Genomic DNA, 26,651 nt, shown 5'->3' with positions numbered 1-26,651 from the left:
CGCTCCTTACTCTGACTACGCAGAGTAAGGAAACCATTCACTCGTTCGATTCGTATAAGTCTCTGGAAGCAGACGGAAGTCAGCGGGCCAAGCGACCTCGCAGGGTGGCCACCGCTTGCACGAGGCAGTACCGACGAGGGAGAGACGATGCAACCGTTCGCGCTCAACTACGCTCGCCCGGCAGCACAGTTGGAGCTCACCGCTCCGTACAGCTACGACTCCGGACTGCAGTTGAACGTGCTCGCCGACGGACGGGTCGCCGCCCATGATCTCGCTCTGCTGAGAGAACTGGGGACCACGACGTCCACCGCGGGATCGAAGACTCACTTCGACGACTGAACACGGAACGACGAAAATGACCGTCCTGGTCCTTACCTGCGAAGAGGACGTCACAGCGGACATGGTGGTGGTCCACCTCCACGCGTCCGGCGTCCCCGTGGTCCGGATCGATCCCGCCGATCTCACCGGCGGGGTCGCGCTGTCCGGTGAGTACGTGCACGGAGCCTTCCGCGGCCATCTGTCCGCCGGGGGGCGGCTGGTGAGTGTGAGCGGGCTGCGGTCCATCTGGGTGCGCAGACCGGGCACCCCGGCGACCCGCGCACCCCAGCCCTCCGCGTGGCTGACCGAAGAGGCCTCCCAGGCGCTCTACGGCATGCTCCGCGGCTCCGGCGCCCGCTGGATGAACCACCCCGACGCGTCCCGCCGCGCCCGGCACAAGCCCTGGCAGCTGCGCCTCGCACAGCGCAGCGGGCTGCCCGTGCCGGCCACCCTCATCACCACGTTCCCGCAGGCCGCCCGCGAGTTCTCGCAGCGCTTCCCTGATCTGGTGGTCAAACCGGTCTCCGGCGCGCATCCGCAGGATCCGCCCCGCGCGGTGCCGACGAGCCGGGTCGCGCCGGACACCGACTTCGCCGCCGTCGCGTTCGGCCCGACGCTGCTGCAACGCCGGGTCGCCAAGCGCGCCGACATCCGGCTCACCGTGGTGGGCGACCGGATGCTCGCCGCCCGCACGGCGACGGCCCCCGACGCCGACCCCTCCGAGGTCGACGTCCGTTTCGCCACCTCCGCGCAGCCCTGGTGCCCTGTCGAGGTCCCGCCGCGCATCGCCGATGCCGTCCTGACGTACATGCGCGATGCCGAACTGGCCTACGGCGCCTTCGACTTCGCCGAGGACGGCGACGGGACCTGGTGGTTCCTCGAGTGCAACCAGTCGGGCCAGTTCGGCTTCGTCGAGGCGGAGACAGGCCAGCCCATCGCCCGGACGATCGCGGAGTGGCTGGCCCTGCCCGCCGCCTCGGAACGGGAGGGCCTCGTCAACGGGTCGGACAGTGCGGTCAGTTGAGCAGTAACGGTTCGCCTGAGGCGGATGGGGTGAGCGCCCCGCGTCAGGAGTGGCGCTCTGCCCCGTATGTCCCCAACAGGCTGCACACGGCGTCCTCCTCGACCGCGCGCACCTTGGCCAGCAGTTCCGGGTTCCCCGCCTGGTTCACCTGAGTTGTCAATGAGAAAGTGAGCGAGCGTCGACCGTCGGGCGTCGCCGCGATCAACTGTGTGTAACCGAGGGTGTTCCCGGTATGTCCGAGTACGACCCCGCACCGGGTGTCGTAGCGGAAGAGGGCGAGTCCGGCGCTGTTGCGGCCCGGGCCGGCCGGTTCGGAGGCGCCGGGGATCCAGTGCCGCTGCTCCCGTACGACCGCCTTCGAGGTGAGGGCCCCGGCGGCGTAGCCGCTGATGAACGCGGTCAGGTCGCGGGGCGAGGAGGTGATCCCGCCCGAGGCCCACACGCCGGACATGCCGATCGCCTCGCTGACGTCCTCCGGTCCAGCCGGTCCGCCGACGACGTAACCGTGCATGTACGGCTCCGGCATCTCGTACCCCTGCGGCAGGCTCGTGTCGCGCAGCCCCAGCGGCTTGTACACGTCGTGGCGCAGCAGGTCCTCGTAGCGCGTGCCCGTCGCCGCCTCCGCCATCAGCGCTACGGCGATGTTGTCCGAGTTGGAGTAGCGGTACTGCGAGCCCGGCGTGAAGCGCAACGGCTCGCCCGCCACGAAGTCGAGCAGGCGCCGCGAGTCGAAGTGCCGGTGCGGGTCGGCCTGGATGAGGCTGCGGAAGCGGGTGCTCTCGCTGAAGTCCGGGAGGCCGCTGGTGTGTTGGAGCAGCTGGCGCAGGGTCACCTTCCGCCAGGCCCGGGGCTGGTGGGGCAGCCGGGTGCCGATCGTGTCGTCGAGGGAGAGCCGGTGCTCCCGTACGAGGCTCAGGGCCACCGCTCCGCTGAACGCCTTGCTGGTGCTCGCGGTCCGGGTGTGGTCGTTCGGTTCGAGGGGGCGGCCGGTGCTGATGTCGGCCGTGCCGGCGCTCAGGACGCGCTGGTGGTCGCCGTCGCGGAGGACGACGATCACGCCGGGCGGGCCGTCGGGGGCGGCGACCAGTTCGTCGAGGCCGCGCTGGACGGAGTGGTCGTCGGCCGCAGCGGGCGAGGCTGGGACGAGGGCGCCCACGCAGGTGGCGACCAGGAGGGAGACGAGGCGGAGCGGCAGGGGCATGGAGTGTCCTGGGGGCAGTGGGGTCGGGGCACGACCAGAATCCGGGGGCCCGCCGGTGTCCGCGCGGGCGCGTGCTCCATACGGCCCCCTTCCCCTGTTCACCTCGCGCGGTGTTGCCCCGCGGGGCGTGCTGTGCCGTAATCGGATGACCCGTGATTCGGATCTTGGCGGTGCCGTGCCGCGCCGGAAGGAGCGGCTGGGATGGACGCTTACGGTGCCGGGGACGGTGTGTCGGCCGCCCCGGGCGGGCTGCTTGACCTGTTGCGGGTCGCGGCGGTGGTCCTGGACGCGGGCGGCTACATCACACTGTGGAGCCCCGAGGCGGAGCAGTTGCTCGGCTACTCCCCCGAGGAAGCGCTGACGCAGCGCGCGGACCGGCTGCTGGTGTCGCCCGACGACCGGGTCAGGGCGCGGGAGCTGTTCGCCCAGGTCGGTACGGGCGCCCGCTGGGCCGGGGTCTTCCCACTGCTGCACCGGGACGGCACGGAGCGGCCGGTGGAGTTCCGCACGATGCGGCTGCGCGACAGCCACGGTCAGCCGCATCTGCTGGGTCTTGCGGCGGACGCCACGACGGTACGGGGTGTGGAGCGGGACCTGGCCCTGTCCCACAGCCTGGTGCGGCAGACGCCGGTGGGCATCGCTGTGTTCGACACCGACCTGCGGTGGGTCGGGGTCAACCCGGCCCTGGAGCGCATCAACGGCGTGCCCGAGGAGCAGGTCGTCGGTCGCCGGGTCGGTGAGGTGCTGCCCGGTCTCGACGTCGCGGCCATCGAGGCGCGGATGCGGCACGTGCTGATCACCGGGAAGCCGCTGCTCGACCAGCAGACCGTGGGCCGGACCGCGGCCGACGTCGTGGACCGGGCGTACTCGGAGTCGTACCACCGCATCGAGGACGCACAGGGCCGGGTGCTCGGGCTGGCGATGGCCGTCCTGGACGTGACCGAGCGGGAGCAGGCGGCAGCCGAGGTCGCGCAGGCGCGCCAGCACCTGTCCGTCGTGGCGGAGGCCGGGGTGCGGATCGGGACGACGCTGGATCTCCAGCAGACCGCGCGGGAACTGGCCGACGTCGCGGTTCCGCACGTGGCCGACCTGGCCGCCGTCGACGTACTGGAATCGGTCGTCACGGACGGCACGATCACCCCGGTGACCGAGGACGCGCAGGTCGAGTTCCGCGCGCTGGCCGTCGCCGCCGGATACCTGACCGACGCGATCCACGCGGCGGACCCGGTGGGCGAGTTGGCGACCTACGGCCCCAACCGCATCATCACCCAGTGCGTCCGCGAGGCCGGCCCGATCCTCGTCGAACGGGTCGACCCGCCGACGATGCGCCGCATCGCCAGGGACGGCCGCGCCGCCCAGACCCTGCGCACGGCGGGCGTTCACTCGTACCTGGCCGTCCCGTTGATGGCCCGCGGCGAGGTCCTCGGCACGCTGAGCCTCTACCGCACCGTCAACGAGCGCCCCTTCGACGAACAGGACCGCGTCCTCGCCACGGAACTCGCCGCGCGCGCCGCGATCTGCATCGACAACGCCCGCCTCTACGGCCGCGAACGCACCACCGCGCTGACTCTCCAGCGCAGCCTGCTGCCACCGGCCCCGGCCCGGCAGGAGGGCCTCGACATCGTCGCCCGCTACCTCCCGGCGCTGAGCGAGGTCGGCGGCGACTGGTACGACGTGCTTCCGCTGGGGCCGGGCCGCACCGGGCTCGTCGTGGGCGACGTGATGGGCAAGGGCGTCCAAGCCGCCGCCATCATGGGCCAGTTGAGCACCGCGACCCGCGCACTGGCCCGACTCGACCTCCCACCCGCCGAGTTGCTGCACCACCTCGACGACCTCACCGGTTCCCTCGGCGACGCGATCGCGACCTGCGCGTACGGCGTCGTCGACCTCGGGCGCGGCACCTGCGAACTGTCCAGCGCAGGGCATCTGCCACCGGTCCTGATCCACCCCGACGGCAGCGCGGAACTCCTCGACATCCCTGGCGGAGTCCCGCTCGGCGTCGGCGGGGTGGAGTTCGGGACCGCCCAAGTCGACTTCACCACGGGCGCGTTGCTCGCCCTGTACTCCGACGGGCTGGTGGAGAACCGGGGCGAGTCCATCGACGTGGGACTGCACGCGCTGACACGGCTGTTGCAGAGTTCCCGCCGTCCCCTGGAGCAGACGAGCGACATGCTCCTCAACGCGCTGCGCCCGGAGCCCGACGACGACGTCGCGCTCCTGCTCGTCCGCGTCACCGGCTGACCGGTCAGGCGCCCGTGGTCGAACCAGGGCGAATGATCATGAGGACGGTGACGGTCGCCCACAGCAGGTTGAAGATGCCGGTGAACATGGCGAGTTGGACGGTCCCGGAACGCTCCACGGGCCGCTGCGCGCCGAGTTGCTCCAGCAGTTCGTCCTGACGCGGCAGCACGAACGCGATCAGGATGCCGGCCGCCACCGCGGTGAGCGTGATGGAGGCGATGAGCCAGCCGCTGCCCAGGACGCCCATCGCGGAAGCGGTCGCGAAGCCGAAGAGGGGCACCGCCAGTCCGACGGCGCCGTAGACACGGCAGATGCGGTGCAGCAGTCGTACGGTCGTCACGCCCGCGTCGGGTCCGTCCGCGCCCGTGAGAGCGCGGCGGGCCGCCGGTGGGAACATGCTGGCCGCGACGGTGACGGGACCGACCGCGACGATGGCGGCCAGGACGTGCAGAGTGAGAAGGATCTTGGTCACCGGCCCAGATTAGGGACGACCGGCGCGAGAGCACAGAGGCTGAAACGACAGCTTCCAACGGATTTTCGCCACCGGCACTCACCAGGCCATCAGGACGAAAGGGCATGTGACACCTCTGGCGGGAATCCGTCTATCGTGGTGTTCATGCACACCGTCGCGATCCTCGTTCTCGATCATGTGGTGCCGTTCGACATGGCGACACCGATGGAGGTGTTCGGCCGTACCCGGCTGCCGGACGGCCGGAACGCCTACCGGGTGCGGGTGTGCGGGGAGACGCCGGAGGTGCGGACGGACGGGTTCGCGCTGCGGGTCGACCACGGGCTCGAAGCGCTGGCGGACGCCGACACCATCATCGTGCCGGGGCGCTCGGAGCAGGCCGCGCCGCCCTCCGCCCGGGTGCTGGCGGCCCTGCGGGAGGCGGCAGCGGCGGGTACCCGGATCGTGTCCATCTGCGTGGGCGCCTTCGTGCTGGCCGAGGCCGGGCTGCTGGACGGGCTGCGCGCCACCACGCACTGGGTCGCCGCCGACGCGTTGGCCCGGTCCTACCCTCTGGTCGAGGTGCAGCCGGGCGTGCTGTACGTCGACAACGGGCAGATCCTCACCTCGGCCGGGGCCGCCGCCGGGCTCGACCTGTGTCTGCACCTCATCCGGCGGGACTACGGCTCGGCGGTCGCCGCGGACGCGGCCCGGCTGTCGGTCATGCCGCTCGAACGCGAGGGCGGGCAGGCCCAGTTCATCGTCCACCAGCACCCGCCGGTCCCACAGGGCTCGACCCTCGAACCGCTGCTCCAGTGGATCGAGGACAACCTCTCCCACGAGGTCACCCTGGGCGCTCTGGCGACGCGGTCGGGCATGAGCGAGCGGACGTTCAGCCGCCGTTTCCGTGAACAGACGGGCAGCACACCCCTCCAGTGGCTGCTACGGGCCCGTGTACGGCGCGCCCAGTACCTGCTGGAGAACAGCGACCACACCGTCGAACGCATCGCCCAGCAGGCCGGGTTCGGCTCCCCCACCGCGTTCCGCGAGCGCTTCCGCCGGGTGGTCGGCACCAGTCCGCAGGCGTACCGCTCGGCGTTCCACTGCAGGAGGGTCCCCGAAGTGGCGTTCTCCTGACAGATCTACGCCACGGCGCGGCCGTCCGCGACCACACCGCCCGGTGTGCTGCGCGCCGCGGCCAGCAGGGCGTCCGCCTTGACGATGGCTTCCCGGATGCCGGTGGTGCCCATCATCACGCAGAGGGTGTAGACGACGTCGTTCAACTCGGCGGCCGCCTGCGGTCGGTGGCGCTCCGCCTGGGAGATGCGCAGCACCGCGTACCGGGTGAGCAGTTTTCTGACGGCCTTCGGGTCCGGCACCAGCACGGAGCACCTCTCTCTCGCTTTTCGCTCCGAGTGCCCGGCCTGCGCCGATCCAACCAATGGGCCGCGAGATCAGGTCAGGCGACCTGCCCGCTGTGCAGCGCCGTGTACGCCCCGCCCCGGCGCAGGAGTTCGTCGTGCGTGCCGACCTCCAGGATCTCCCCGTCGCCCATCACCACGATCCGGTCGGCGCCCCGGACGGTGGACAGCCGGTGCGCGACCACGAAGGTGGTACGGCCGCGCAGCAGCCGGGCGAGCGCCTGCTGGACGAGGGCTTCCGAGCGGGTGTCGAGCGCCGAGGTCGCCTCGTCCAGGACGAGCACCTTGGGGTCGCGGATCAACGCCCGTGCGATGGCGAGGCGTTGACGCTGGCCGCCGGACAGCCGGGCCCCGCGTTCGCCGACCAGGGTCTCCACTCCTTGCGGCAACTTCTCCACGAACTCGAGGGCGTTGGCGTCCCGCAGCGCCGCGCGCACCGACTCCTCGTCGGCGTCGTCCATGCCGTAGGCCACGTTGTCGTGGATCGTGCCGTCGAAGAGGATCGACTCCTGGGGGACGACCGAGACGAAGCGGCGGTACGTGCGCAGGTCGAGGGTGCTCATGTCGGTGCCGTCGAGCAGGAGTTGGCCGGTGGTGGGGCGGATGAAGCCGATGACGAGGTTGAGCACGGTGGACTTGCCCGCGCCGGACGCGCCGACGAGGGCGACGGTCTCGCCGGGTGCGACGGTGAGGGTGAAGTCGTGCACGGCGGGCCGGAGTTGCTCGTCGTAGGTGTGGCCGACGTGCTGGAAGGTGACGGCTCCGCGTACCTCGGTGACCTCCGCCTTGCCCTCGTTGTCCTCCAGCTCGGGTGCCTGGAGCACCTCGCCGACCGAACGGACCGATTCCAAGCCCTTGGTGATGACCGGGGCCAGGGTCGTGAGGGAGGTGGTGGAGTTGGTGAGGGTGGTCAGGAAGGCGCTCAGCATGACGACGTCGCCGGCGGTGACGCCCCAGACGCCGTAGTACGACACCAGGGCCGCGCCGGCGAGGACCAGGACGCCGACGACGTTGAGGACGACCCAGGCGAGCGAGCCGAAGCGGCCGTTGAGGAGGTCGAGGCGGTTTCCGGAGGTGAGGAGTCGGCGCAGGGTGCCGTCCATGCGGCGCAGGGCCTTGCCCTCCAGGCCGTGGGCGCGGGTGACCGGGATGAGGCGGGTCATCTCCGTCACGCGTGAGGACAGGGTCTCCACCTCGTGGCGGAAGTGCTCGTTGTGGGTGCGAAGGCGCGCCCGCAGCCGGGACACGAGGAGCGCGGCGACCGGTACGACGACGATGAAGACGGGCACGAACTCCGGTGTGCGGAAGGCGATGATGACCAGGCCGCCGGTGAGTACGGTGATCGCGCCGAGTCCGGTCTCCGCAGTCTGCTGGACCATCTGCTCGACCGTCTCGACATCCCGTACGACCTTGGCCTGGAGGACTCCGGCACTGACCCGGGAGTGGTAGCCGATGGAGAGCTGCTGCATGCGGGTGCACAGGGCCGAGCGCAGGTCGGTGCCCATGCGGCGGACGCTGCCGTAGAGGAGACGGACGTACAGCACGTGCAGGGGGTAGTTGATCAACAGGATGAACAGGATGATGCCGGTGCTCGTCCAGAGTCTGCTGACCGGCTGGTGCTGGACGACGGTGTCGATGATGGACGCGGTGATCAGCGGGAGCAGCCAGATGGGGCTGTGCTTGACCGTGAACACGACGACGGCCAGGGCCAGTTGTCTTCGGTCGGCGTGGAAGAGGTAGGCGAGGGTGCGGATCGGGTGTTCGTCGCGGTAGCGGTGGTCGAGCGGTTTCTCCGTGGTCGATGCCATCGGTGGTGGTCCTCCCCCTGTGACCGGTCGGCCCCCTGTGACCAGGTGGCGGGCAAGCGCTTTCTGCCCTTGCCCGCCCTTACTACACCTCAGACATCAGGCTCTTCTCAAACGGCGTCCAGTTCCGCGACCTCGTCGGCGGAGAGGCTGAGTTCGGGTGCGGCGGCCGAGTCGCGGATCGTCTCGGGGCGGCTGGCGCCCGGGATCGGTACGACGACCGGGGACTTGGCGAGCATCCAGGCCAGGCAGACGCGCTGCGGGCTGACGCCGTGCTTCTCGGCGATGGTGGCGAACGGCGCGTAGGCGGAGCCGAGTTCACCGGCGCGGGCGATGCCGCCGAGGGGGCTCCAGGGCAGGAACGCGATGCCGAGTTCGTCGCAGAGGTCCAGCTCCGGTTCGCTGGAACGGAAGGCCGGGGAGAACTGGTTCTGCACGGAGACCAGCCGGCCGTCGAGGATCTCGTTCGCCAGCCGGATCTGCTCCGGGTCCCCGTTCGAGATGCCGGCCAGGCGGATCTTGCCCTCGTCGAGCAACTCCCGTACCGCGCCGACCGATTCGGCGTACGGCACCCTCGGGTCGGGGCGGTGGAACTGGTAGAGCCCGATGGCCTCCACACCGAGCCGGCGCAGGGATGCCTCGCAGGCCTCCTTCAGGTACGCGGGGCTGCCGTTCAGGGTCCAACTGCCGTCCCCGGGGCGGAGATGGCCGCCCTTGGTGGCGACGAGGACGTCCGCGCCCCGGTCGTGGGAGGCGAGGGCCTTGGCGATCAGGGTCTCGTTGTGCCCGATGTCGTCGGCGTGCAGGTGGTAGGCGTCGGCGGTGTCGATCAGCGTCACGCCCGCGTCGAGTGCGGCGTGGATGGTCGCGAGGGAGCGTGCCTCGTCCGGCCGTCCTTCGATCGACATGGGCATACCGCCCAGGCCGATCGCACTGACCTCGACGTCACCGATACGGCGGGTGTCCATGCGGGTGCTCCTCCTCCGGCTGTCACGCGGAAACGTGCCGTCCCGCACCGCTGGAGCCCGGACCCGGTTCTCGGATCGGGGTCACGACGGGCAGAACGCATCCTCCAGCCTGTCCGGCCCGGGTCCGCAGGTCCAATAGAAGAAATCGAACGGATCCAGCAGCGGGACTGCTCAATCCGGATCGCTCAGGTGGGACCGGTCGGGACCGGTCGATTCGGGACCGCTCAACGAGCGGCGACCCTGGCGATGAACGCCGTGACATTGGTGACGGTCCGCCGGATCTTCTCCTCCAGGGTGAGCGACTCGGGCATCCGGGCGCCGACGCCCGCGTCCTTCTTGCCGCGCACGTACAGCGGGCAGGCGAGGTCGCTGCATATGTAGGCGCCCACGGAGTTGCCCTGCTGCCCGGCCTTGCCCGCCTTCGCGGCGGCCATCAGCGAGACGCCTCCGGTGTGGGTGGTCATGCACATCGAGCACATGCTGCGCCGCGTCTGCCAGGAGGCGACGCCGGGAGAGCGCAGGGCGACCGCCGTCGGGCGGCCGTCCAGCTCGATCGCGAGGTAGGCGCGGTCCGGGGCCTGGGGGTCCCGCCAGCCGAGGAAGTCCAGGTCGTCCCACGGCCGTTCGGCCAGGTCCCGGGGTACGGACAGGCGCTTGGCCTCACCCTTGGTGCAGTTCACGAAGGCGGCGCGGATCTCCCGCTCGGTCAGTGGTGTCATGAACGGCACGCTAGTTTGCCTAAAACCTTTAGGCAAATGCATAATGGTTATCGCCGAACGGGAGGAAGGCTATGGCCAGAGCAGGACTGACGCCGGAGCGGCTGACCCTGGCGGGGGCGGAGCTGGCCGACGAGGTCGGCTTCGAGCAGGTGACCGTCTCGGCGCTCGCCCGGCGGTTCGACGTCAAGGTCGCGAGTCTCTACTCGCACCTGAAGAACTCCCAGGAACTCAAGACCAGGATCGCCCTGTTCGCGCTGGAGGAACTCGCCGACCGGGTCTCCGACGCGGTGGCCGGGCGGGCCGGCAAGGATGCCCTGGCCGCCTTCGCGGACGCCTACCGCGACTACGCCCGGGAGCACCCCGGCCGGTACGCGGCCGCGCGGCTCCGGCTCGATCCCGAGACGGCGGCCGCCAGCGCCGGGGTGCGGCACTCGCAGATGACACGGGCGATCCTGCGCGGCTACGACTTGGCGGAGCCGGACCAGACGCACGCGGTCCGGATGCTGGGCGGCGTCTTCCACGGCTACGTCAGCCTGGAGCTGGCCGGGGGCTTCGACCACAGCGCGCCCGACGCGCGCGAATCCTGGGCCTGGATCGTGGATTCGCTCGACGCGCTGCTGCGGAACCGGGCCGCGCCCCACATCTGACGCGTTCCTGATCCGGCGCATCCCGGTTCCGGCTCCGACGTACTCCGATTCCGGGTCCGGCCCCTTCCGGTTCCGGGTCCGGCCCCTTCCGGTTCCGGGTCCGGCCCCTTCCGGTTCCGGGTCCGGCCCCTTCCGGTTCCGGGTCCGGCCCCTTCCGGACATCTTGATCAACAGGCTGAGGCGATGAGCACCGAACACGACACGATCACCACCCCTGTCACCACCGACCTGCTGCGCGGCTTCCTCGACGTGGAGACGACCGCGCACGGTCTGCTGCCCCATCGGCTGCCCGCCCGGGCGCGCCGCCAGATCCCCGACGACCAACTAGCCGTGGCCGAGGCACAACCCTCCGGGGTACGGCTGGTCTTCCGCACCCGGGCCACCATGATCGAGCTGGACACGCTGCCCACCAAGCGCGTCTACCGGGGGTTCCCGGCGCCGGCTGACGGCGTGTACGACCTGCTGGTCGACGGCCGTCTCACCGCCCAGGCCACGGTGGCCGGCGGCAACGTGCGCACGATCACCGACATGGCGACCCAGTCCTCCGAGTTCACGGAGGGGCAGCCCGGCACCGCCCGGTTCACCGACCTGCCGCCCGGTGACAAGGACATCGAGATCTGGCTCCCGCACACGGAGACCGCCGAGCTGATCGCCCTGCGCACCGACGCCCCCGTCGAGAAGGCGACGGACAACGGGCGCAAGGTGTGGCTGCACCACGGCAGTTCGATCAGCCATGGCTCGAACGCCACTCACCCGACGGCGACTTGGCCCGCCCTGGCTGCCGCCGAGGGTCACGTGGAGCTCGTCAACCTGGGGTTCAGCGGCAACGCGCTGCTCGACCCGTTCACCGCCCGCGCGATGCGGGACACCCCGGCGGACCTGATCAGCGTCAAGATCGGCATCAACATCGTCAACGCCGACGCGATGCGCCTGCGCGCCTTCACCCCGGCGGTCCACGGATTCCTCGACACCATCCGCGAGGGGCATCCGACCACACCGCTGCTGGTCGTGTCCGCCATCCTCTGCCCGGTCCAGGAGGACACGCCCGGCCCTCTCATGCCCGACTTCGACGGCGGAACCCTGCTGTTCAAGGCCACGGGCGACCCGGCTGAACGCCCCCTCGGACGCCTGACCCTCAACGTCACCCGCGAGGCACTCGCCCGCGTCGTGGAACAACGGGCGGCCGACGACCCGAACCTGTACTACCTCGACGGTCGTTCCCTCTACGGCGAGGAGGACTACGCCGAACTCCCGCTCCCCGACGCGGTTCATCCCGACCCGGCGGGACACCGGCGCATCGCCGAGAACTTCGGGCGGTCGGTGTTCGGCGAGGGCGGCGCTTTCGCGTCCGGGACCGGGACCGGGACCGGGACCGGGACCGCCTGAGGCTTTCGCACACCGGCCCAGACCGGCCGAGCAGCCTCACGGTTGCGCCACAGCCCAACTGGGCAGTCCCGAGCCCGACTTGGAGGCGGTCGACAGAACCGGTCGAGGACATGGCCGGTCTCTTTCGACACCGGTGAGCGAGCAGGCGAGCCTGTTCAGAACGTCCCGTCGTCGCGCGTGTAGTTGGGGCTGAGCTTCAGCAAGGCAGCGACGGCGGGGCTCGGTTCGCGGCCCGCGCGGACCGCGAACGACAGGGCGAGCGAGGGCACGGGACCGGACACCGGCTTGACGACCACCCCGGCCGTACCCACCGGCTCGTAACGGGGAACGACGGCGGCGCCACCGATGGCTCGCACATACGACGCGGCCGAGGCGATGTCCGTGATCTCGACGGACACGCGGCGCGTGATGCCGAGTTCGCCGAAGGCCCGGTCCATGGCGGCACGCGACCCGAAGCCCCTTGCCCCCGAGACGAAGTTCTCGTGGGCGAGGTCCTTCAGCGCGATGTGGTCCCGCTGTGCCAGCGGATGCTCGGTCGGCAGGATCACCACGTACGGGATCGTCGCGAACTGCCGCAGGTCGAGGTCGTGCGCCTCGGAGGCAGGCAGGGCCACGACGCCGACGTCCAGGCGCCCGCGTCGCACGTCCTCGGCGATTCCGCCCGCTCCGGATCCGGAGACCTGGATCCGTATGTCCACCAGCGGGTGGCGCTGACGGAAGGCCCCCACCAGGCGCGGCAGGTCGAGAGCCGTGATGCGGGTCATCGTGCCGACGCGCAGGCTGCCCCGCAGGGTTCTCGACGCCTCGCCGACCACTTCCCTCGCACGCTCCGCGGCCGCGACGACCGACTTGGCCTCCGGCAGGAACAACTCGCCCGCCGAGGACAGGGCCACCGTCCTGGTCGACCGGTCGAAGAGCGAGATCCGGAGCTCTTCCTCCAGGGCGCGGACAGCTGCCGACACGGTCGACTGGGCTGCGAAAAGGCGCGCCGCAGCGCGGGTGAAGCTGAGTTCTTCGGCCACGGTGATGAAATAGCGTAACTGCCGTAATTCCATCAGCCAATTATCGATTTCTTCGATAACAGCTGTCAATGTTTTTCGTTGGACTCGATATACCTTCTGCGTCAGGCTGTCATCGACAGCAACTCCCGCTGTCCGACGAAAGGTTGGTCATGAGCAAGCAGGTTCTGATCGTCGGAGGCACATCCGGTATCGGCCGCGAACTGGCCGCGGCCTATGCCCGGCAGGGCGCCTCCGTGATCATCGCCGGCCGCGACAGCACGCGCGCGGAGGAAGTGGCCGCGGAAATAAATACCGAGGTGGATTCTCAGCACGTGCGGGGCATTGAGGCCGATCTCTCCAAGCCCGAGATCCTCAAGGACGCGCTGGGCGGCATCGAGCACATCGACTCGATCGTCCTCGCCGGCATGCGACGCGACAACAACACGATCGCCGACTACGACATCGCCGGGGCGACGGAGTTGGCGATCGCCAAGATCGTCGGCTACACCACGGTCGTCCACGCACTGCGGTCGCGCATCTCCCCCACCGGTTCGGTGCTGCTGTTCGGCGGCCTGGCCAAGGACGTGCCCTACCCCGGATCCACCACGGTCACCGCCGTGAACGCCGGTGTGACAGGCCTGGTGGCGACGCTGGCCAAGGAGCTCGCGCCGGTCCGCGTCAACGCGATCCATCCCGGCATGGTCGGCGACAGCCCGCACTGGGCCGGCAACGAGCTCGTCCTGGAAGCAGCACGTGCCCGCATCCTGACCGGTGTCATTCCCACGATGCGGGACATCGTCGAGGGCTCCGTGTTCCTGCTGGAGAACCCGGCGGCGAACGGCGTGAACCTCGACCTCAACGGCGGCCACGCATGATCGACGCCCTGCCCACGCTGGCCGTGATCGGCATCGGCCGCATCAGCCGCCCCATGGTGGTGCGCCTGCGTCGGGCAGGGCACAGCGTGACCGTGACCAACCGGACCCGGGCCCGCGCCCTCGACGTCGCGGCAGACACGGGCGCCCGCGTGGTCGGCACCCCGCGCGAGGCGGCCTCCTCCGCCGACATCGTCATCGTCTGTCTGACCGACGACACGGCGGTGGGCGAGGTCTACCACGGGCCCGACGGCATCCTCGCCGGGCTACGCCCGGGAACAACCGTCCTGGAGACCAGCACCGTCGCCCCGCAGACGGTCAGGACCCTCGCACCACTCGTTCTCGAACGCGGCGCCACTCTCCTCGACACCCCCGTGTCCGGTTCCGTCGAACTCGCCACACGCGGCGAACTCACCTTCCTGGTCGGCGGCCCCAAAGAAGCACTCGACCGTGTGCGTCCCGTCATGGACGTGCTGGCCACCCGCGTCCTTCACTTCGGGGAACCAGGCAGCGGCAACATCATGAAGCTCGCGATCAACTCACTCCTGCTGTCCATGGCAACAGCCTTGTCCGAGGCGCTGGTTCTCGCGGAACGCGCCGGCATCGACCGCGCCGCCGCCTACGACGCTTTCACCCAGAGCGCGGCCGCAGCGCCCTTCGTGCTCTACAACCGCGACAACTTCGTACGACCACACGACGCGGCCATCCACATGACGCTGTCCCTGGTCGCCAAGGACCTGGCACTGATCGACGCCCTGGCGTCCTCCGTGGGAGCGCCCATGGGCCAACTGGACGCGAACCGCAAGCTCATCGACCAGGCCATGGCCGCAGGACTGGAAGACCGCGACGGCGTCTCCGTGCTGGCCGAACTCCTGCGGCACAACGCCACGGCCCAGGCACGACAGCAGCCAGGACAGCCGAGCCGCAGTCGTTGATGAGCATGCGCCGAGGGGCGGGAAGGGCTTGCGCACCTGCCCTGTTCATGTGGCACGCTCACCGGCGACCGACCGGTCGCAATGACTCCGGTCGCGTCACCAGGTTCGACCGTGGAAAGGCACCGCTATGCGCATCGGACTGCTCGGCACCGGCCCTTGGGCTCGGATGGCACACGCCCCCGCCCTGAGTGAGCACCACGCGTGGGACTTCGCGGGCGTGTGGGGCCGCCGCCCCGACGCCGCCAAGGAGTTGGCCGACCAGTACGGCGTACCGGCCTACGACGATGTCGACGCTCTGCTCGCGGACGTGGACGCCGTCGCCGTGGCGCTGCCGCCGTCGATCCAGGCCGAGTTGGCGGTGCGGGCCGCGCGGGCGGGGCGGCATCTGCTGCTGGACAAGCCCCTCGCGCCGACGGTCGAGCAGGGGCGGGCCGTGGTCGACACGGTGCGGGAGGCCGGGGTCGCGTCGGTCGTGTTCTTCACCACCCGCTTCCAGCCGGAGACCGAGGCGTGGATCACCGAACAGGCAGCCGCGGAGGGCTGGTTCACGGCCCGGGCCGAGTGGCTCGGGTCGGTGTTCACCAGCGACAGCCCGTTCGCCGCCTCGCCCTGGCGGCAGGAGAAGGGCGCGCTGTGGGACGTGGGCCCGCATGCCCTGTCCGTGTTGCTGCCGGTCCTCGGTGACGTCCGGCGAGTGGCCGCCGCCGTGCGGGGTCCCGGCGACACGGTCGTGCTGGTCCTGGAGCATGTCGGCGGTGTGTCCAGCACGCTGACGCTGAGTCTCACCGCGCCGACCGCGGCGGCGGGAGCCACGGTCGAACTGCGCGGCGCGGCCGGGGTGACCAGCTTTCCGGACAGCTCGGGCAACGCGGTGTCCGCCCTGGTGCGGGCCGCCGACGCGCTGAGCGAGGCCGTCCGCACGGGTCGGCCGCACTCGTGCGACGCGGTCTTCGGGCTGCGGGTCACCGAGATCCTGGCCGAGGCCGAGGCGATGGTGGACAGCGACGAGCCTGCCTGATCACTCACTGTGGTCAGTCTCCTGATCACACGCCACCGGGCGGCTCCTCGTCCTCGTCGAACGGCTCGTCGCTCCACCGGAACCAGGCCCGCTCCCCCTCGATGTGCAGCAGGAACTCGGGCACTGGCCCGTCCGGCGAGGTCAGCGTCACCTGTCGGCTGATCTCGCCGTAGGCCTCCTCCCACCGCTGCCAGTCGGCGTCCCCCTGCGTCAGGGCGAGTTCCCGCGCGAACAGCTCCCGTACGGCCTCGAACGCCGGACCGGCGGTGAACTTGCCCGACAGCCAAGGGAAGTCGGCGTCGTCGATCAGGATCTCCCCGACCGACTCCTCGCCCTTGTGCACCTGCCAGACCTCGCCGACGAACCCCATGCCCGCCTCCATCCCGCCGTGGATCGACCTGCCGCCAGCATGGCACCCGGCACTGACAATCGCCCCGGACCGCATCGCGAGCGGGCCGAGGCGACTGTCCTGTCCGCCTACGTTCCGTCGCGCTTACTCGACGACATGGAAGTTGGCCCGCTCCCGGATGACCGGATAGCCGGCCTTCGCGAAGTGCGCGGCCATCGGGAAGTTGCCCTGGTCGGTGGCGGCGGCGATGAACTCGGCGCCGCGCTCGACGAGATAGTGGGTGCACTCGGCCAGCAGGTCGCGGGCATAGCCGTGGCCGCGCTGTTCCGGTACGACTCCGATGAAGCCGATGCACGGACCCGACGGGTTGTGGGCCGGGATGTGGATGCCCACGAGGTCTCCCTCGGGAGTGCGGGCGATCTGCCACCACTCGCGCGGGGACGGGCACCAGCGAAAGAAGTCGATCTCCTCCTGTGCGGCCTTCTCAACTCCCCCCTGCCGAATGGCCAGTTGGGCATGGCCGTCGAGGGTGACGGAGTGGATGCGGCGCAGCGCGTCGAAGAAGACGGCGTCGTCCGGTTCGGGGGCGAAGACGAGGCGGCCGGGGCGCTCGGGGAGGCCGCACTCCGGGGTCCACCGGTAGATGAATCGCTCGACCAGGAGCTCGTACCCGGCCGCGCGCAGGGCGGTGAAGCGTGTCTCGGCGGCGGCTCGGATCTCGGGGTTGTCGCGCCAGCCGACGGGGAGGTTCAGTTCCGCGCCGACACGCCAGGGTGCGCTGCGCAGGAGTTCGGCCCCCGCTTCCTCCTCGCCCTCGATCACGTCGAAGCAGTCGACGGTGAGGGGTTCGGTGTCGTTCGGGCCGCCCCACCAGGCGCCACGCGCGACGACCGTGCCGTCACGCAGGGCCACCCGCTGCCAGTCGGGCCGCCAGGTGGTCAGGCGGTGCTCAGCTCGGGCGCCGAGGGAGTCGGGAAGGGTGTCGAAAAGATGGGCGTCGCTCTCGTCGAGCGCGCGAATGACCAGATCGGTCATGGGTTTCCTCCGGGAGGGGTACTGCGTGGAGCGCTCCCGGTCAGGTCACACGTGGCACACCGGGTCAACGGGGAGGGAGCGCTGGGGTGTTGTGAACCTCATGGCACTCGCCTCCTTCCGCTGGTCTCAGGGCGTGCACGCACACGGTAGATGGTTGATCTCCCGCCCGTCCACCGTATTTCCGGGCCGGCCCGGCGGAGCGTGACTCCGCCGGGCCGGTGTGCGTCACTTCGGGAGTTGTCCCGGGTCGGTCGCCCAGCTCGTGTTGGGTTCGGTGGCCAGGCGGAAGTCCAGCCTGCCGCCCTTGAGGGTCAGGCCGGCGCCGGTCCACGCGCGCGTGAGGTCACGTCCGTCGAGGCGTACGGCGTCGACGTACTGGTGGGTGTCGTCGGCGTCGGGGGCGGTGATGACGAGGTCCGTGCGGCCCGGACGGTCGACGACCGCCTTCGGGAAGAGCGGTGCGCCGAGCAGCAGGTCGGCGCTGCCCGGGGTGCGCGGATAGATGCCGAGGGCGGAGAGGACGTACCAGGCGGACATGGTGCCGAGGTCGTCGTTGCCGGGCAGGCCGGTGGGTCCGGTGCCGTAGGCGGTGTCGAGGATCTGGCGGACGGTCGCCTGGGTCTTCCAGGGCTGGCCGAGGGAGTTGTAGAGCCACGGCGCGTGGATGTCGGGTTCGTTGGTCGGGTCGTAGCGCAGGGCGTCACCGCCCCGGACCGACCAGGCGCCGTCGGCGGTGTGGAAGAAGCCGTCGAGCCGGGTGGCGGCTGCCTCACGTCCGCCCATCGCCTCGGCCAGTCCCTGGACGTCCTGCGGGATCATCCAGACGTACGCGGCTGCCGAGCCCTGTGCGAAGCCGAGGTCGCTGGCCGGGTTGAACGGGCCCACCCAGGAGCCGTCGAGGTTGCGGGCCTGGATGTAGCCGGTGGCGGGGTTGAAGACGTTGCGCCAGTAGGCGCCCCGCTCGGTGAAGGTCTTCGCCTCGGCGGTACGGCCCAGCAGCTTCGCCCACTCGCCGAGGGCGGAGTCGGCGACCGCGTCCTCCAGGGTCTCGGCGGCGCCGCCCCAGCAGTGACAGGCGTCCTGGGCGGCGTAGTGGGAGGTCATGTACTGGGCGAGGTTGGGGCGTTGGCCCACACACTGGCCGGGGCAACCGGCGTCCGACAGTTCGTCCGGGTTCGGGACGGTGGCCTGGTGGACGAGGGAGTCGAAGGCACCCTCGTAGTCGAAGTTGCGCACGCCCATGGCGTAGAAGGTGGCCAGGGTCGCTGCGGTCGGGTCGCCGGTCATGACGTGGGTGGCACCGCTGATGTGCACCCAGCGGTCCCAGATTCCGCCGTTCTGTTTCGAGAAGTTGTAGAGCGACTGGGCGAAGTCGCCCGCCACTGTGGGCTTCAGGAGGGCGAGCAGTTGGATCTGGGCGCGGTACTGGTCCCAGCCGGAGAAGTTGCTGTACTGAGCCCGCTGCCCGCGCGCGAGTCGGTGCACGGCCTGGTCCATGCCCCAGTAGCGGCCGTCCTCGTCGCTGATCAGGTTGGGCTGCATGAGGGCGTGGTAGAGCGCCGTGTAGAAGGTCTGGCGGCGTGCGGGGGTGCCGCCGTCGACGCGTACGGTGCTCAGTTCGCGGTCCCAGGCGCGGGCACCGGCCTTCGCCACGTCGGCCACGCGTGCGTGCGGGGCGATCTCCTGGCGCAGGTTGGACTCGGCGCCCCCGAGGCTGACGTAGGAGATGCCGATCCGCATGCGGACATCGTTGTCAGAGCTGGTGTCGAAGCCGACCCAGCCGCCGGAACCGCGTCCCGCGCGGTCGGCACCGGTGGCGTATCCCTCGCCTCCGGAGGCGGTCGTCGAGCCGGGTGACACGGTGCTGTCGTGCCAGGTGCCGACGGAGGAGAAGGCGCGGTCGAAGGAGGCGCTGAAGTAGAGCTTGTAGTAGCTCTTGCGGTTGTTGACGCCGCCGTTGGCGCGGCGCCCGCAGAAGGCTCCCGTGTACACCCAGCCGGTCACCTTCTGGTGGGCGGTGTCGATGTCGACGTGTGCGTCCTGACTGCCGTTGAGGGAGTTGGAGACGCGGAAGAGCAGGCTCGCCGGGCGGTCGGCGGGGAAGGTGAAGTCGGCGACCCCGGCGCGCTTGCTGACGGCGAGGTCGGCGGTGGCGCCGGAGGCGAGGCCGAGGGTGTAGCGGCCGGGGGTGGCCTTCTCGTCGGTGTGCGAGAAGTTCGACGCGTACACGGCGTCCTTGGTGTCGGCCGAGGGCGACGAGGTGACGTCGCCGACGAACGGCATGATCGGTACGTCGCCCGCCGCGCCCGGGTTGCAGCCGGCGCCGTTGACGTGGGTGAGGCTCAGGCCGCGGATGCGGGTGGCGCCGTACTCGTACCCGTTGGCGGCGCCCGTGCTGGTCTGGTCGCCGGTGGTGCTGGTCGGGGACCAGGCGATCATGCCGTACGGGAGGGTGGCGCCGGGGTAGGTGTTGCCGCCGTTGCCGGAGCCGATCAGCGGGTCCACGAGCGAGGACGGCCGGGCGGAGGGGGCGGTCGCCGCGACGGCGGGGAGCGGGGCGGACGCGGCGAGCGCGGAGGTGACCGCCACGGCCGCGACTCTGACACCGAACCGTCTTGTCGTGCCGAGGAGTTGGTGACGCATGCGTCAGGTCGCCTTTCGAGGAAGGGACATGGAGACGGAAAAAGACAGGGGGCGTCGTGAGGCTAGGAGGCCGCGCGATGGGAGGGAAGAGGCGCCCGGATACGGGTGATGAAGCACGGGTGAACGCTTCGTCGGACGCTTAAGTGATCCTTAAGTGGGGGTTAAGCCACCCATCTCGTCACGTCTCCGCAGGTCAGCGCGGTGACGGCTTCATGCAGAACCGTTGGCTCAGCCCGTGCCCGTGCGTAACATCGGGCCTCGGCGGCGGTGTCGGCGCACGCTGTGAGAGCGCTCTCAATGCGTCGGCGCCGTCCGCTCCGAACAGCCCGACTCGTCCGGAGGTCCCCCCACATGACTCCCCGTCACCAGCGCCCGCTCGGCCGCCGCAAGCTCCTCTTCGCCCTCGGTGGCGCGGCCGTGGCCGCCCCCGCCGTCGCCGCGCTCGCACCGCACGCCCTCGCGGACACCAAGTCCACGGAGACCAGCGCCGATCAGGCGGGCGCCCTCCCGCTGACGCTGGTCAACAACAGCGGCTCGTTCGACAACGCGAACGTGCACGCGTACATCGTAGGAAACGTGGACGGCAAGCAGGTGCGGGTCACCCCCGACGGGACGATCGCGCCGATCGCGCTCTCGGACAACGGCGCGGACGGTTTCACCGACTATGCGATCAGCCTCAACTCCGGTGCGGAGACGACGATTTCGCTCCCTTACCTGTCGGGCCGCATCTACGTCTCGCTCGGCGCGAAACTCAAGTTCAAGGCCGTGGCGGACGGCAACGGCAACCCGGCACTTCAGTACCCGGCCGGCTGGGTGACGTCCGACCCCAACTACGGGGTGCTGCACGACTGCGCCGAGTTCACGCACAACGCGTCCGGCATGTTCTGCAACACGACGATGGTCGACATGTTCAGCGTGCCGCTGAGCATCCGGCTGACCGGCGCGCAGGACCAGACGACGGGCACCCTGCGCGACGGCGGCCGGGCGTCGGTGTTCGACGCCGTACGGAAGGTCGAGGCGTTCGCCCCGCTGATCGTGGACGACACGCGGGTGATCGCGCCGGGGCACGGGCTGGACGCGGGCCTGTTCGCCGCGGACTACTTCCAGCCCTACATCGACGAGGTGTGGAGCACCTACACCGGCAAGGACCTCACCGTCACCACCAACGCGGGCGCCTTCACCGGGCGGGTGCGCGCCGGCCAATTCACCTTCACCGGGCCTGCCTCGGTCTCGTTCGCCAAGCCGTCGACCCGGGACGTGCTGTTCTGCGACGGCAATCTGGCCGCCCCGAACGACGGCACCACGGGCCCGGTCGCGGCCGTCCTCGGCGCCGGCTTCAACCGCTCGACGCTCCTGTCGAACCCCGCCCAGCCCACCACCGACGCGTCGAGCTTCTACGCCACCGACCTCACGAACCACTACGCGAAGGCGATCCACGCGGCGACCGCCGACGGCAAGGCGTACGGCTTCGCCTTCGACGACGTGGCGGACTTCGCGTCGTACGTCCAGGACACGGCGCCCACGGGGATACGGCTGACGCTCACGCCGTTCTAGGCGCTCGGCGTGCGGGGCCGGTCCCGCCGTAGGAGCGTGGTGGTGTGGGAAAGGTGCGCGTTCCGTCGTTCCGCCGGGTCCGGGAGCCGGCCCGGCGGGGGTGGCTTCGGGGCGCGCCGGCGCCGGGGTGGGTGCGGGTGCTGCCGTGGGCACTGGTGGTGGGCGTGGGTGTGGCGACGCTGGTCAGCCCGGACTCGCTCGACATCGGCTTTCTGCTGGGCGCCATTCCGCCGCTGGCCGGGCTGTCGTACGGTCCGCTCGCGACCGCGCTGATGGGCAGCGCCACGGTCGCACTGCTGACCGTCCCGGCGTTCCATCTCAACGATCCCGGTGAGACCGATCTGCTGACGGTCCTGTTCGTCGCGGTGCTGAGCGTGTTCGTGTCCTTCGTGCGCAGTCGCCGCGATGCCCAGCTGGATCTGGAGCGCACGGTCGCCGAGGCGGCGCAGCGGGCCGTCGTGCCGCCGCTGCCGGAGCGGGTGGGGCCGGTGGGGTGCGTGGGGCTGTACCGGGCGGCGCAGCGCGGGACGCTGGTCGGCGGCGACTTCTTCGACGTACGGGCCGGGCCGTACGGGGTGCGGGCCGTCATGGGCGATGTGCAGGGGCACGGGCTGTCGGCCGTCGCTACGGTCGCCTCGCTGCTGGGCGCGTTCCGGGAGGCGGTGCTCGACCAGCCGGACCTGGAGGCGGTCGCGGCACGGCTGGACCGGCGGCTGGTGGTGGACTCGGCTCGGTCGGCGCACGCGGAGCTGTTCGCCACGGCGGTGCTGCTGGAGTTCACGGCGGACGCGGGGGCGGTGCGGATCGTGGCCTGCGGGCATCCGGCTCCGGTGCTGCTGCGCGGCGGCCGGGTCACGGAGATCGACATCGAGGCGTGGACGCCGCTCGGTCTCGGCCTGTCCGATGGCGGTCCGCTGAGCGGGGTGACCGTCCAACTGCGGCCAGGAGACCGGCTGTTCCTCGCCTCGGACGGGGTGTGGGAGGCCCGGGACGCGGGCGGTTCCTTCTATCCCTTCGCCGAGCGGCTGGTCCAACTCGCCGACGACGAGCCGGCGTTGATGGCGGAGCGGGTGTGGGCCGACCTGCTGCGGCACTCGCCGGAGATCCGGGACGATGTGACCATGCTCGTGCTCACGCCCCGGACTCCGTAAGGGAGTTGAGGCTCACGGCTACCGCTCGTGGTCGCCCTCGGCGTCGATGTGCGGCAGGATCCGGTCCAGGAAGCGGGGTGTCCACCAGGCGTGCCGCCCGAGCAGGGTCATCACCGCCGGGACCATGAGCAGCCGTACGACGGTCGCGTCGATCAGCACACTGACCGCCAGGCCGAGGCCGAGCATCTTGACCACGATGTTGTCGCTGACGACGAAGGCCGCGAAGACGCTGACCATGATCAGGGCGGCGCAGGTGATGACGCGCGCGGTGATCTCCAGGGCGTGGGCGACGGACGCCTCGGCGTCGCCCGTGCGCAGCCAGGCCTCGTGGACGCGGGAGAGCAGGAAGATCTCGTAGTCCATGCTCAGGCCGAAGATGATCGCGAACATCATCATCGGGACGTAGCTCTCGATGGGGACCTTGCCGGAGACGCCCAGCGCGGGCCCGCCCCAGCCCCACTGGAAGACGGCGACGACGACGCCGTAGGAGGCGGCGATGGACAGCACGTTGAGGACGGCGGCCTTGAGGGCGACGAGGAGGCCGCGGAAGACGGCGAGGATGATCAGGAAGGCCAGGGCGACCACCACGCCGATGATCAGGGGCAGCCGGCTCGACACGATGTCGCGGAAGTCGACCTGGGCCGCGGTGGTACCGGTGACGTAGCCCTTGGCCGTGGTGCCGGAGACTGCGTCCGGGAGCGTGTGGTGGACGAGCCGGTTGGTGAGGTCGGTGGTGTCGGCGCTCTGCGGGGACTGCTTGGAGTAGACGGTGCCGACGAGGACGTCGCCGTCCTTGGTGGTCGTCAGCGGGGAGACCTTGGCCGCGCCCTGCACCCCGTCGAGGGTCTTCTGGGCCTGGCTGGAGAGGTCCGAGCGCTGGGAGGTCGGGACGCCCGTCTGGTCGATCACGATGGTGAGCGGGCCGTTGGAGCCGGGGCCGAAGGCATCGGTCATCAGGTCGAAGGCGCGGCGGTCGGTGAACGAGGTGGGGTCGGCGCCGTCGCCGATGTGGCCGAGCTGGAGCGAGAACACCGGGATCGCGAGGACGACCACGGCCGCTACGCCTGCCGCGAGGAACGTCCACGGCCGGTGTTCCACGCGCTGCGCGTACCGGTGCCAGGTGCCCGTCGGTTCGGCGCCCGGCGCGGCGTCGGTCTCGGCGACCGGGCGGCGCACCCGGTAGCGGTCGATCCGCTTGCCGAGGAGTCCGAGCAGGGCGGGTACGAGGGTGAGCGCGCCGATGACCGCCGACACGACCGTCACGGCGGCCGCGAGCCCGAGTTTGCCGATGAAGGGCACGCCGGACACGAACAGGCCGGCGAGCGCGATGATCACGGTGCAGCCCGAGACGAGCACCGCCCGGCCGCTGGTCGCCGTGGCCTGCCCGGCGGCGCGCACGGGATCGGAGCCGTTCATGAGGTTCTGCCGGTGACGGGTGATCAGGAACAGGGCGTAGTCGATGCCGACCCCGATGCCGATCATCGTCGCGAGGGTCGGGGACACCGTCGCGAAGGTGAACGCCGCCGCCAGCAGTCCCAGGCACGCGAGTCCGCCGATCACGCTGATCAGCGCGGTCACCAGGGGCATCGCGGCGGCGACCACGCTGCCGAAGCCGATCAGCAGGACGACGATGGCCACGGCGAACCCGATGAGTTCGCTGATCCGGTCGTCGGCGGCGGGCCGGGCGAGTTCGCCGAGCGGTCCGCCGTACTCGACCTCGGCGCCGGCCGCGCGCAGCGGCTTCACGGAGGCGTCGACGCCGTGCAGGTAGCCGTCGCCGAGGGTGGACGGCTGGACGTCGAAGCGGATGGTGATGTACGCGGTCTTCGCGTCGGAGGAGAGGGGGCCGACGTTCGGGCCGGTGGACGTCGGTGTCTGCGTCCCGGGCTGGGGCAGTGGGTTCTGCACCGACAGGACGTGCGGGAGTTTCTGCAGGTCGCCGACGGTCTCGGACATCTGCGAGTTCAGGGAGGTGAGCTGCTTGTCCTTGTCGTGCAGGACGATCTGGCTGCTGTAGCCACCGGCCGCCGGGTCGTGTTCCTTGAGGACCTGCAACCCGTGCTGGGACTGGACGCCGGACAGCGAGAAGTCGTCCGAATAGTCGCCCCCGAAGGACCTGTTGACGACCTGGAGCGCGGCCAGCGCGACCAGCCAGGCGACGATGACGATCACGAAGTGCCGTGCGCACCACTCCCCCAGCCGCCGCAGCGCCCCCTTGGCAGCCGTCCGGCCGTCCCCTGCGCTGGATTCCGTGGGCGCCATGGCCTCGGCCTTTTCCGCCGGGTGACATTTCCGACATCCCCATTAGACGCCCGTTGGATCACTCCGGCATCTCGGGCCCGCCCTCAAACGGAGGCCGGCCCGCGTCCCACCAGGAACCGGTGCGTGTGTCGCCGTCCACCTCGGTGCCGAGCATCGCCATGACCTGGCCGCCCATCGTCATCGGGTCGGTCACGCCGATGACCTGAACTGCCTTGAATCCAACAGGCGTTGGAGCCGCTGCCGGGCGGCCGACGGGGACAGACCCACCTTCAGTCCGAGGCCGGCGTAGGCGATACGGCCGTCGGTCTGCAGCTCGCACGGTCGTCCACCCCCCCTGCTCACGGACGAGCAGTCGCGCGCCGGGAAGATCAGCGACCGTACGGTGGGCGAACCGAACGGCTGACGTCCGCCGGGAAGTGCAGCAAGTCCCGCCCGATCCCCGGGAGTTCAGCCACGCCCGTCAGGCGCATCGTCTCGACCAGTTCCGCCGTCAGCTCCCCGACCAGCCGGGTCACACCCTCCGCACCGGCCAGGGACAGCGCCCACAGGGCGGGACGGCCGACGAACACCGCCCGGGCCCCGAGGGCGAGCGCGGCGAAGACATGGGCGCCTCGGCGCAGTCCACCGTCCACGTACACCTCGGCGCCCGTCCCGGCGACGGCGTCGACCACCTCCGGCAACGCCCAGGCGGTCGGCACCAGCCCGTCGAGCTGGCGGCCGCCGTGGTTGGAGACGATCAGCCCTGCGGCGCCCGCGTCCACGAAGGCGCGGGCGTCGTCGCCGCGCAGGACACCCTTGACGACGACCGGCAGCCCGGTCAGGTCGCGCAGCCGGCCGATGACGTCCGGCGTGAGGTCGGGAGCGTGTTCGGCGGCCGCCCGGTCGGGCGTGCCGGTGACGTTGCCGTAAAGGTCCTCCGGGCCCACGAAGTCGGCGACGTGCGCGCCGGGTTTGCCGTGCGAGCCGATGACGGGTGTGTCTGCGGTCAGTACGACGGCCCGGGCGCCGGCCGCCACGGCTCGCCGGAGCGTCTCCTCGGTCAGGGACCGGTCGCGGGCCACGTACACCTGCACCCACCACGGCGCGCCCGAGGGCTCCAGGGCCGAGAACGGGATCGCGGTGTTCGAGGTCACCACCAGCAGCGACCCGGCACCGGCCGCACCGAGCGCGGTGGCCGCCTCGCCGTCGGGATGGGCGCGGCGTTGCAGGGTGCTCGGGGCGATGAGGACCGGTGTGTCGACTGCCGTGCCCAGTACGGTCGTTGAGGTGTCGCACCGGGACACGTCCCGCAGGATGTGCGGTCGGAGGCGCAATCCGTCCCAGGCGGGGGCGGCTTCGGCAACGCTGAGGCCCTGGCCTGCACCTCTGCGGAAGTAGGCGTGGATCTCCGGCGGAAGGACACCGGCCGCCTGCTCCTCGATGCCGTCCAGCCAGCGCGCCACGCCCGTCACACCGCTCCCCCTTCGTGCGTGATGCATCGACCTTAGCGACTCAACTCTCTTTTCCCACAGGCCATTTCAGACACTTGCCACAGAAGCGAACAGAGGCCGGTCAGTTTCGAAGGGAAGTCCTGTTACACCGTGCGAGAGCGGTCGATGACGGTGTGTACTGTGCTCCGGGCGCCCCGCCTGAGGGGCCCGGACCAAGGCTCAA

23 protein-coding genes and 1 pseudogene are annotated in these 26,651 nt (G+C 70.6%); 11 read left to right on the top strand and 13 right to left on the bottom strand.

Annotated elements, in window-relative coordinates:
- The first annotated feature begins 147 nt into the window (after positions 1–147).
- Both tgmA and tgmB read left to right on the top strand, forming a co-directional pair.
- The gene (gene tgmA / locus OG504_RS49875) at positions 148–339 is read left to right on the top strand and encodes a putative ATP-grasp-modified RiPP (RefSeq protein WP_033283043.1); all 192 of its coding nucleotides are present in this window, start codon (positions 148–150) and stop codon (positions 337–339) included.
- Between the two features lie 16 nt (positions 340–355).
- A complete protein-coding gene (gene tgmB / locus OG504_RS49870) occupies positions 356–1,342 on the top strand; it encodes an ATP-grasp ribosomal peptide maturase (RefSeq protein WP_405995789.1) in 987 nt (328 codons plus the stop codon).
- Positions 1,343–1,385: 43 nt separating this feature from the next.
- On the opposite strand, the gene OG504_RS49865 is transcribed toward tgmB, so the two are convergent.
- A complete protein-coding gene (locus OG504_RS49865) occupies positions 1,386–2,543 on the bottom strand; it encodes a serine hydrolase domain-containing protein (protein ID WP_405995788.1) in 1,158 nt (385 codons plus the stop codon).
- Between the two features lie 201 nt (positions 2,544–2,744).
- On the opposite strand from OG504_RS49865, the gene OG504_RS49860 reads away from it, so the two are divergent.
- The gene (locus tag OG504_RS49860) at positions 2,745–4,784 is read left to right on the top strand and encodes a SpoIIE family protein phosphatase (protein WP_405995787.1); all 2,040 of its coding nucleotides are present in this window, start codon (positions 2,745–2,747) and stop codon (positions 4,782–4,784) included.
- 4 nt (positions 4,785–4,788) lie between these two features.
- Here the strand turns inward: OG504_RS49860 and OG504_RS49855 are convergent, their stop codons facing one another.
- A complete protein-coding gene (locus tag OG504_RS49855) occupies positions 4,789–5,256 on the bottom strand; it encodes a hypothetical protein (protein ID WP_405969600.1) in 468 nt (155 codons plus the stop codon).
- 144 nt (positions 5,257–5,400) lie between these two features.
- Between OG504_RS49855 and OG504_RS49850 the strand changes: the two genes are divergently transcribed.
- Positions 5,401–6,369, top strand: a complete 969-nt coding sequence (locus OG504_RS49850) for a GlxA family transcriptional regulator (RefSeq protein ID WP_405995786.1) — start codon at positions 5,401–5,403, stop codon at positions 6,367–6,369.
- A gap of 5 nt (positions 6,370–6,374) precedes the next feature.
- Here the strand turns inward: OG504_RS49850 and OG504_RS49845 are convergent, their stop codons facing one another.
- The 4 genes from OG504_RS49845 to OG504_RS49830 all read right to left on the bottom strand — a co-directional run bounded on the left by OG504_RS49845 (position 6,375) and on the right by OG504_RS49830 (position 10,145).
- A complete protein-coding gene (locus OG504_RS49845; RefSeq protein WP_405995785.1) occupies positions 6,375–6,617 on the bottom strand; it encodes a DUF5133 domain-containing protein in 243 nt (80 codons plus the stop codon).
- 74 nt (positions 6,618–6,691) lie between these two features.
- Complete coding sequence (locus tag OG504_RS49840) at positions 6,692–8,461, bottom strand: ABC transporter ATP-binding protein (RefSeq protein ID WP_405995784.1); 1,770 nt, start codon at positions 8,459–8,461, stop codon at positions 6,692–6,694.
- 107 nt (positions 8,462–8,568) lie between these two features.
- Positions 8,569–9,426 carry an aldo/keto reductase gene (locus tag OG504_RS49835; RefSeq protein ID WP_405995783.1) on the bottom strand — a complete coding sequence of 286 codons (858 nt, stop codon included), beginning with the start codon at positions 9,424–9,426 and terminating at the stop codon, positions 8,569–8,571.
- Between the two features lie 224 nt (positions 9,427–9,650).
- The gene (locus OG504_RS49830; RefSeq protein ID WP_405995782.1) at positions 9,651–10,145 is read right to left on the bottom strand and encodes an FBP domain-containing protein; all 495 of its coding nucleotides are present in this window, start codon (positions 10,143–10,145) and stop codon (positions 9,651–9,653) included.
- A 71-nt stretch (positions 10,146–10,216) separates the two neighbouring features.
- On the opposite strand from OG504_RS49830, the gene OG504_RS49825 reads away from it, so the two are divergent.
- Both OG504_RS49825 and OG504_RS49820 read left to right on the top strand, forming a co-directional pair.
- Positions 10,217–10,792, top strand: coding sequence for a TetR/AcrR family transcriptional regulator (locus tag OG504_RS49825; protein ID WP_405995781.1), 576 nt, complete (start codon positions 10,217–10,219; stop codon positions 10,790–10,792).
- A gap of 183 nt (positions 10,793–10,975) precedes the next feature.
- On the top strand, positions 10,976–12,178 hold the full coding sequence (locus OG504_RS49820) for a GDSL-type esterase/lipase family protein (RefSeq protein WP_405995780.1): 1,203 nt from the start codon (positions 10,976–10,978) through the stop codon (positions 12,176–12,178).
- 155 nt (positions 12,179–12,333) lie between these two features.
- Here the strand turns inward: OG504_RS49820 and OG504_RS49815 are convergent, their stop codons facing one another.
- On the bottom strand, positions 12,334–13,233 hold the full coding sequence (locus tag OG504_RS49815) for a LysR family transcriptional regulator (protein WP_405995779.1): 900 nt from the start codon (positions 13,231–13,233) through the stop codon (positions 12,334–12,336).
- Positions 13,234–13,349: 116 nt separating this feature from the next.
- Between OG504_RS49815 and OG504_RS49810 the strand changes: the two genes are divergently transcribed.
- The 3 genes from OG504_RS49810 to OG504_RS49800 all read left to right on the top strand — a co-directional run bounded on the left by OG504_RS49810 (position 13,350) and on the right by OG504_RS49800 (position 16,004).
- On the top strand, positions 13,350–14,054 hold the full coding sequence (locus tag OG504_RS49810; RefSeq protein WP_405995778.1) for an SDR family NAD(P)-dependent oxidoreductase: 705 nt from the start codon (positions 13,350–13,352) through the stop codon (positions 14,052–14,054).
- The gene (locus tag OG504_RS49805) at positions 14,051–14,986 is read left to right on the top strand and encodes an NAD(P)-dependent oxidoreductase (RefSeq protein WP_405995777.1); all 936 of its coding nucleotides are present in this window, start codon (positions 14,051–14,053) and stop codon (positions 14,984–14,986) included. The genes OG504_RS49810 and OG504_RS49805 overlap by 4 nt, the downstream gene beginning before the upstream one ends.
- Before the next feature lie 127 nt (positions 14,987–15,113).
- Positions 15,114–16,004: a Gfo/Idh/MocA family protein gene (locus tag OG504_RS49800; RefSeq protein ID WP_405995776.1), complete on the top strand. Its 891-nt coding sequence runs from the start codon at positions 15,114–15,116 to the stop codon at positions 16,002–16,004.
- A gap of 25 nt (positions 16,005–16,029) precedes the next feature.
- Here OG504_RS49800 and OG504_RS49795 read toward each other — a convergent pair whose 3' ends face one another.
- The 3 genes from OG504_RS49795 to OG504_RS49785 form a co-directional block, all read right to left on the bottom strand.
- Positions 16,030–16,374 (bottom strand): hypothetical protein, encoded by a 345-nt coding sequence (locus tag OG504_RS49795; protein ID WP_405995775.1) that lies wholly within the window; start codon positions 16,372–16,374, stop codon positions 16,030–16,032.
- 123 nt (positions 16,375–16,497) lie between these two features.
- Complete coding sequence (locus tag OG504_RS49790) at positions 16,498–17,388, bottom strand: GNAT family N-acetyltransferase (RefSeq protein ID WP_405995774.1); 891 nt, start codon at positions 17,386–17,388, stop codon at positions 16,498–16,500.
- A gap of 225 nt (positions 17,389–17,613) precedes the next feature.
- Complete coding sequence (locus OG504_RS49785; protein WP_405995773.1) at positions 17,614–20,031, bottom strand: GH92 family glycosyl hydrolase; 2,418 nt, start codon at positions 20,029–20,031, stop codon at positions 17,614–17,616.
- Between the two features lie 351 nt (positions 20,032–20,382).
- On the opposite strand from OG504_RS49785, the gene OG504_RS49780 reads away from it, so the two are divergent.
- Positions 20,383–21,585 (top strand): glycoside hydrolase family 64 protein, encoded by a 1,203-nt coding sequence (locus OG504_RS49780; protein WP_405995772.1) that lies wholly within the window; start codon positions 20,383–20,385, stop codon positions 21,583–21,585.
- 44 nt (positions 21,586–21,629) lie between these two features.
- Positions 21,630–22,736, top strand: coding sequence for a PP2C family protein-serine/threonine phosphatase (locus tag OG504_RS49775; protein ID WP_405995771.1), 1,107 nt, complete (start codon positions 21,630–21,632; stop codon positions 22,734–22,736).
- 18 nt (positions 22,737–22,754) lie between these two features.
- On the opposite strand, the gene OG504_RS49770 is transcribed toward OG504_RS49775, so the two are convergent.
- The 3 genes and pseudogenes from OG504_RS49770 to OG504_RS49760 form a co-directional block, all read right to left on the bottom strand.
- Positions 22,755–24,998, bottom strand: a complete 2,244-nt coding sequence (locus OG504_RS49770; protein ID WP_405995770.1) for an MMPL family transporter — start codon at positions 24,996–24,998, stop codon at positions 22,755–22,757.
- 121 nt (positions 24,999–25,119) lie between these two features.
- Positions 25,120–25,340: pseudogene (locus OG504_RS49765) on the bottom strand (Lrp/AsnC family transcriptional regulator); the annotation flags it as partial.
- A 26-nt stretch (positions 25,341–25,366) separates the two neighbouring features.
- Positions 25,367–26,449: an alpha-hydroxy acid oxidase gene (locus OG504_RS49760; RefSeq protein ID WP_405995769.1), complete on the bottom strand. Its 1,083-nt coding sequence runs from the start codon at positions 26,447–26,449 to the stop codon at positions 25,367–25,369.
- Positions 26,450–26,651: the final 202 nt, after the last annotated feature.

The sequence above is a fragment of the Streptomyces sp. NBC_00986 genome (assembly GCF_045162565.1).
Lineage (GTDB): Bacteria > Actinomycetota > Actinomycetes > Streptomycetales > Streptomycetaceae > Streptomyces.
Note: the sequence above shows the minus strand (reverse complement) of the source record. Positions and strands in the feature narration are given on the sequence as shown.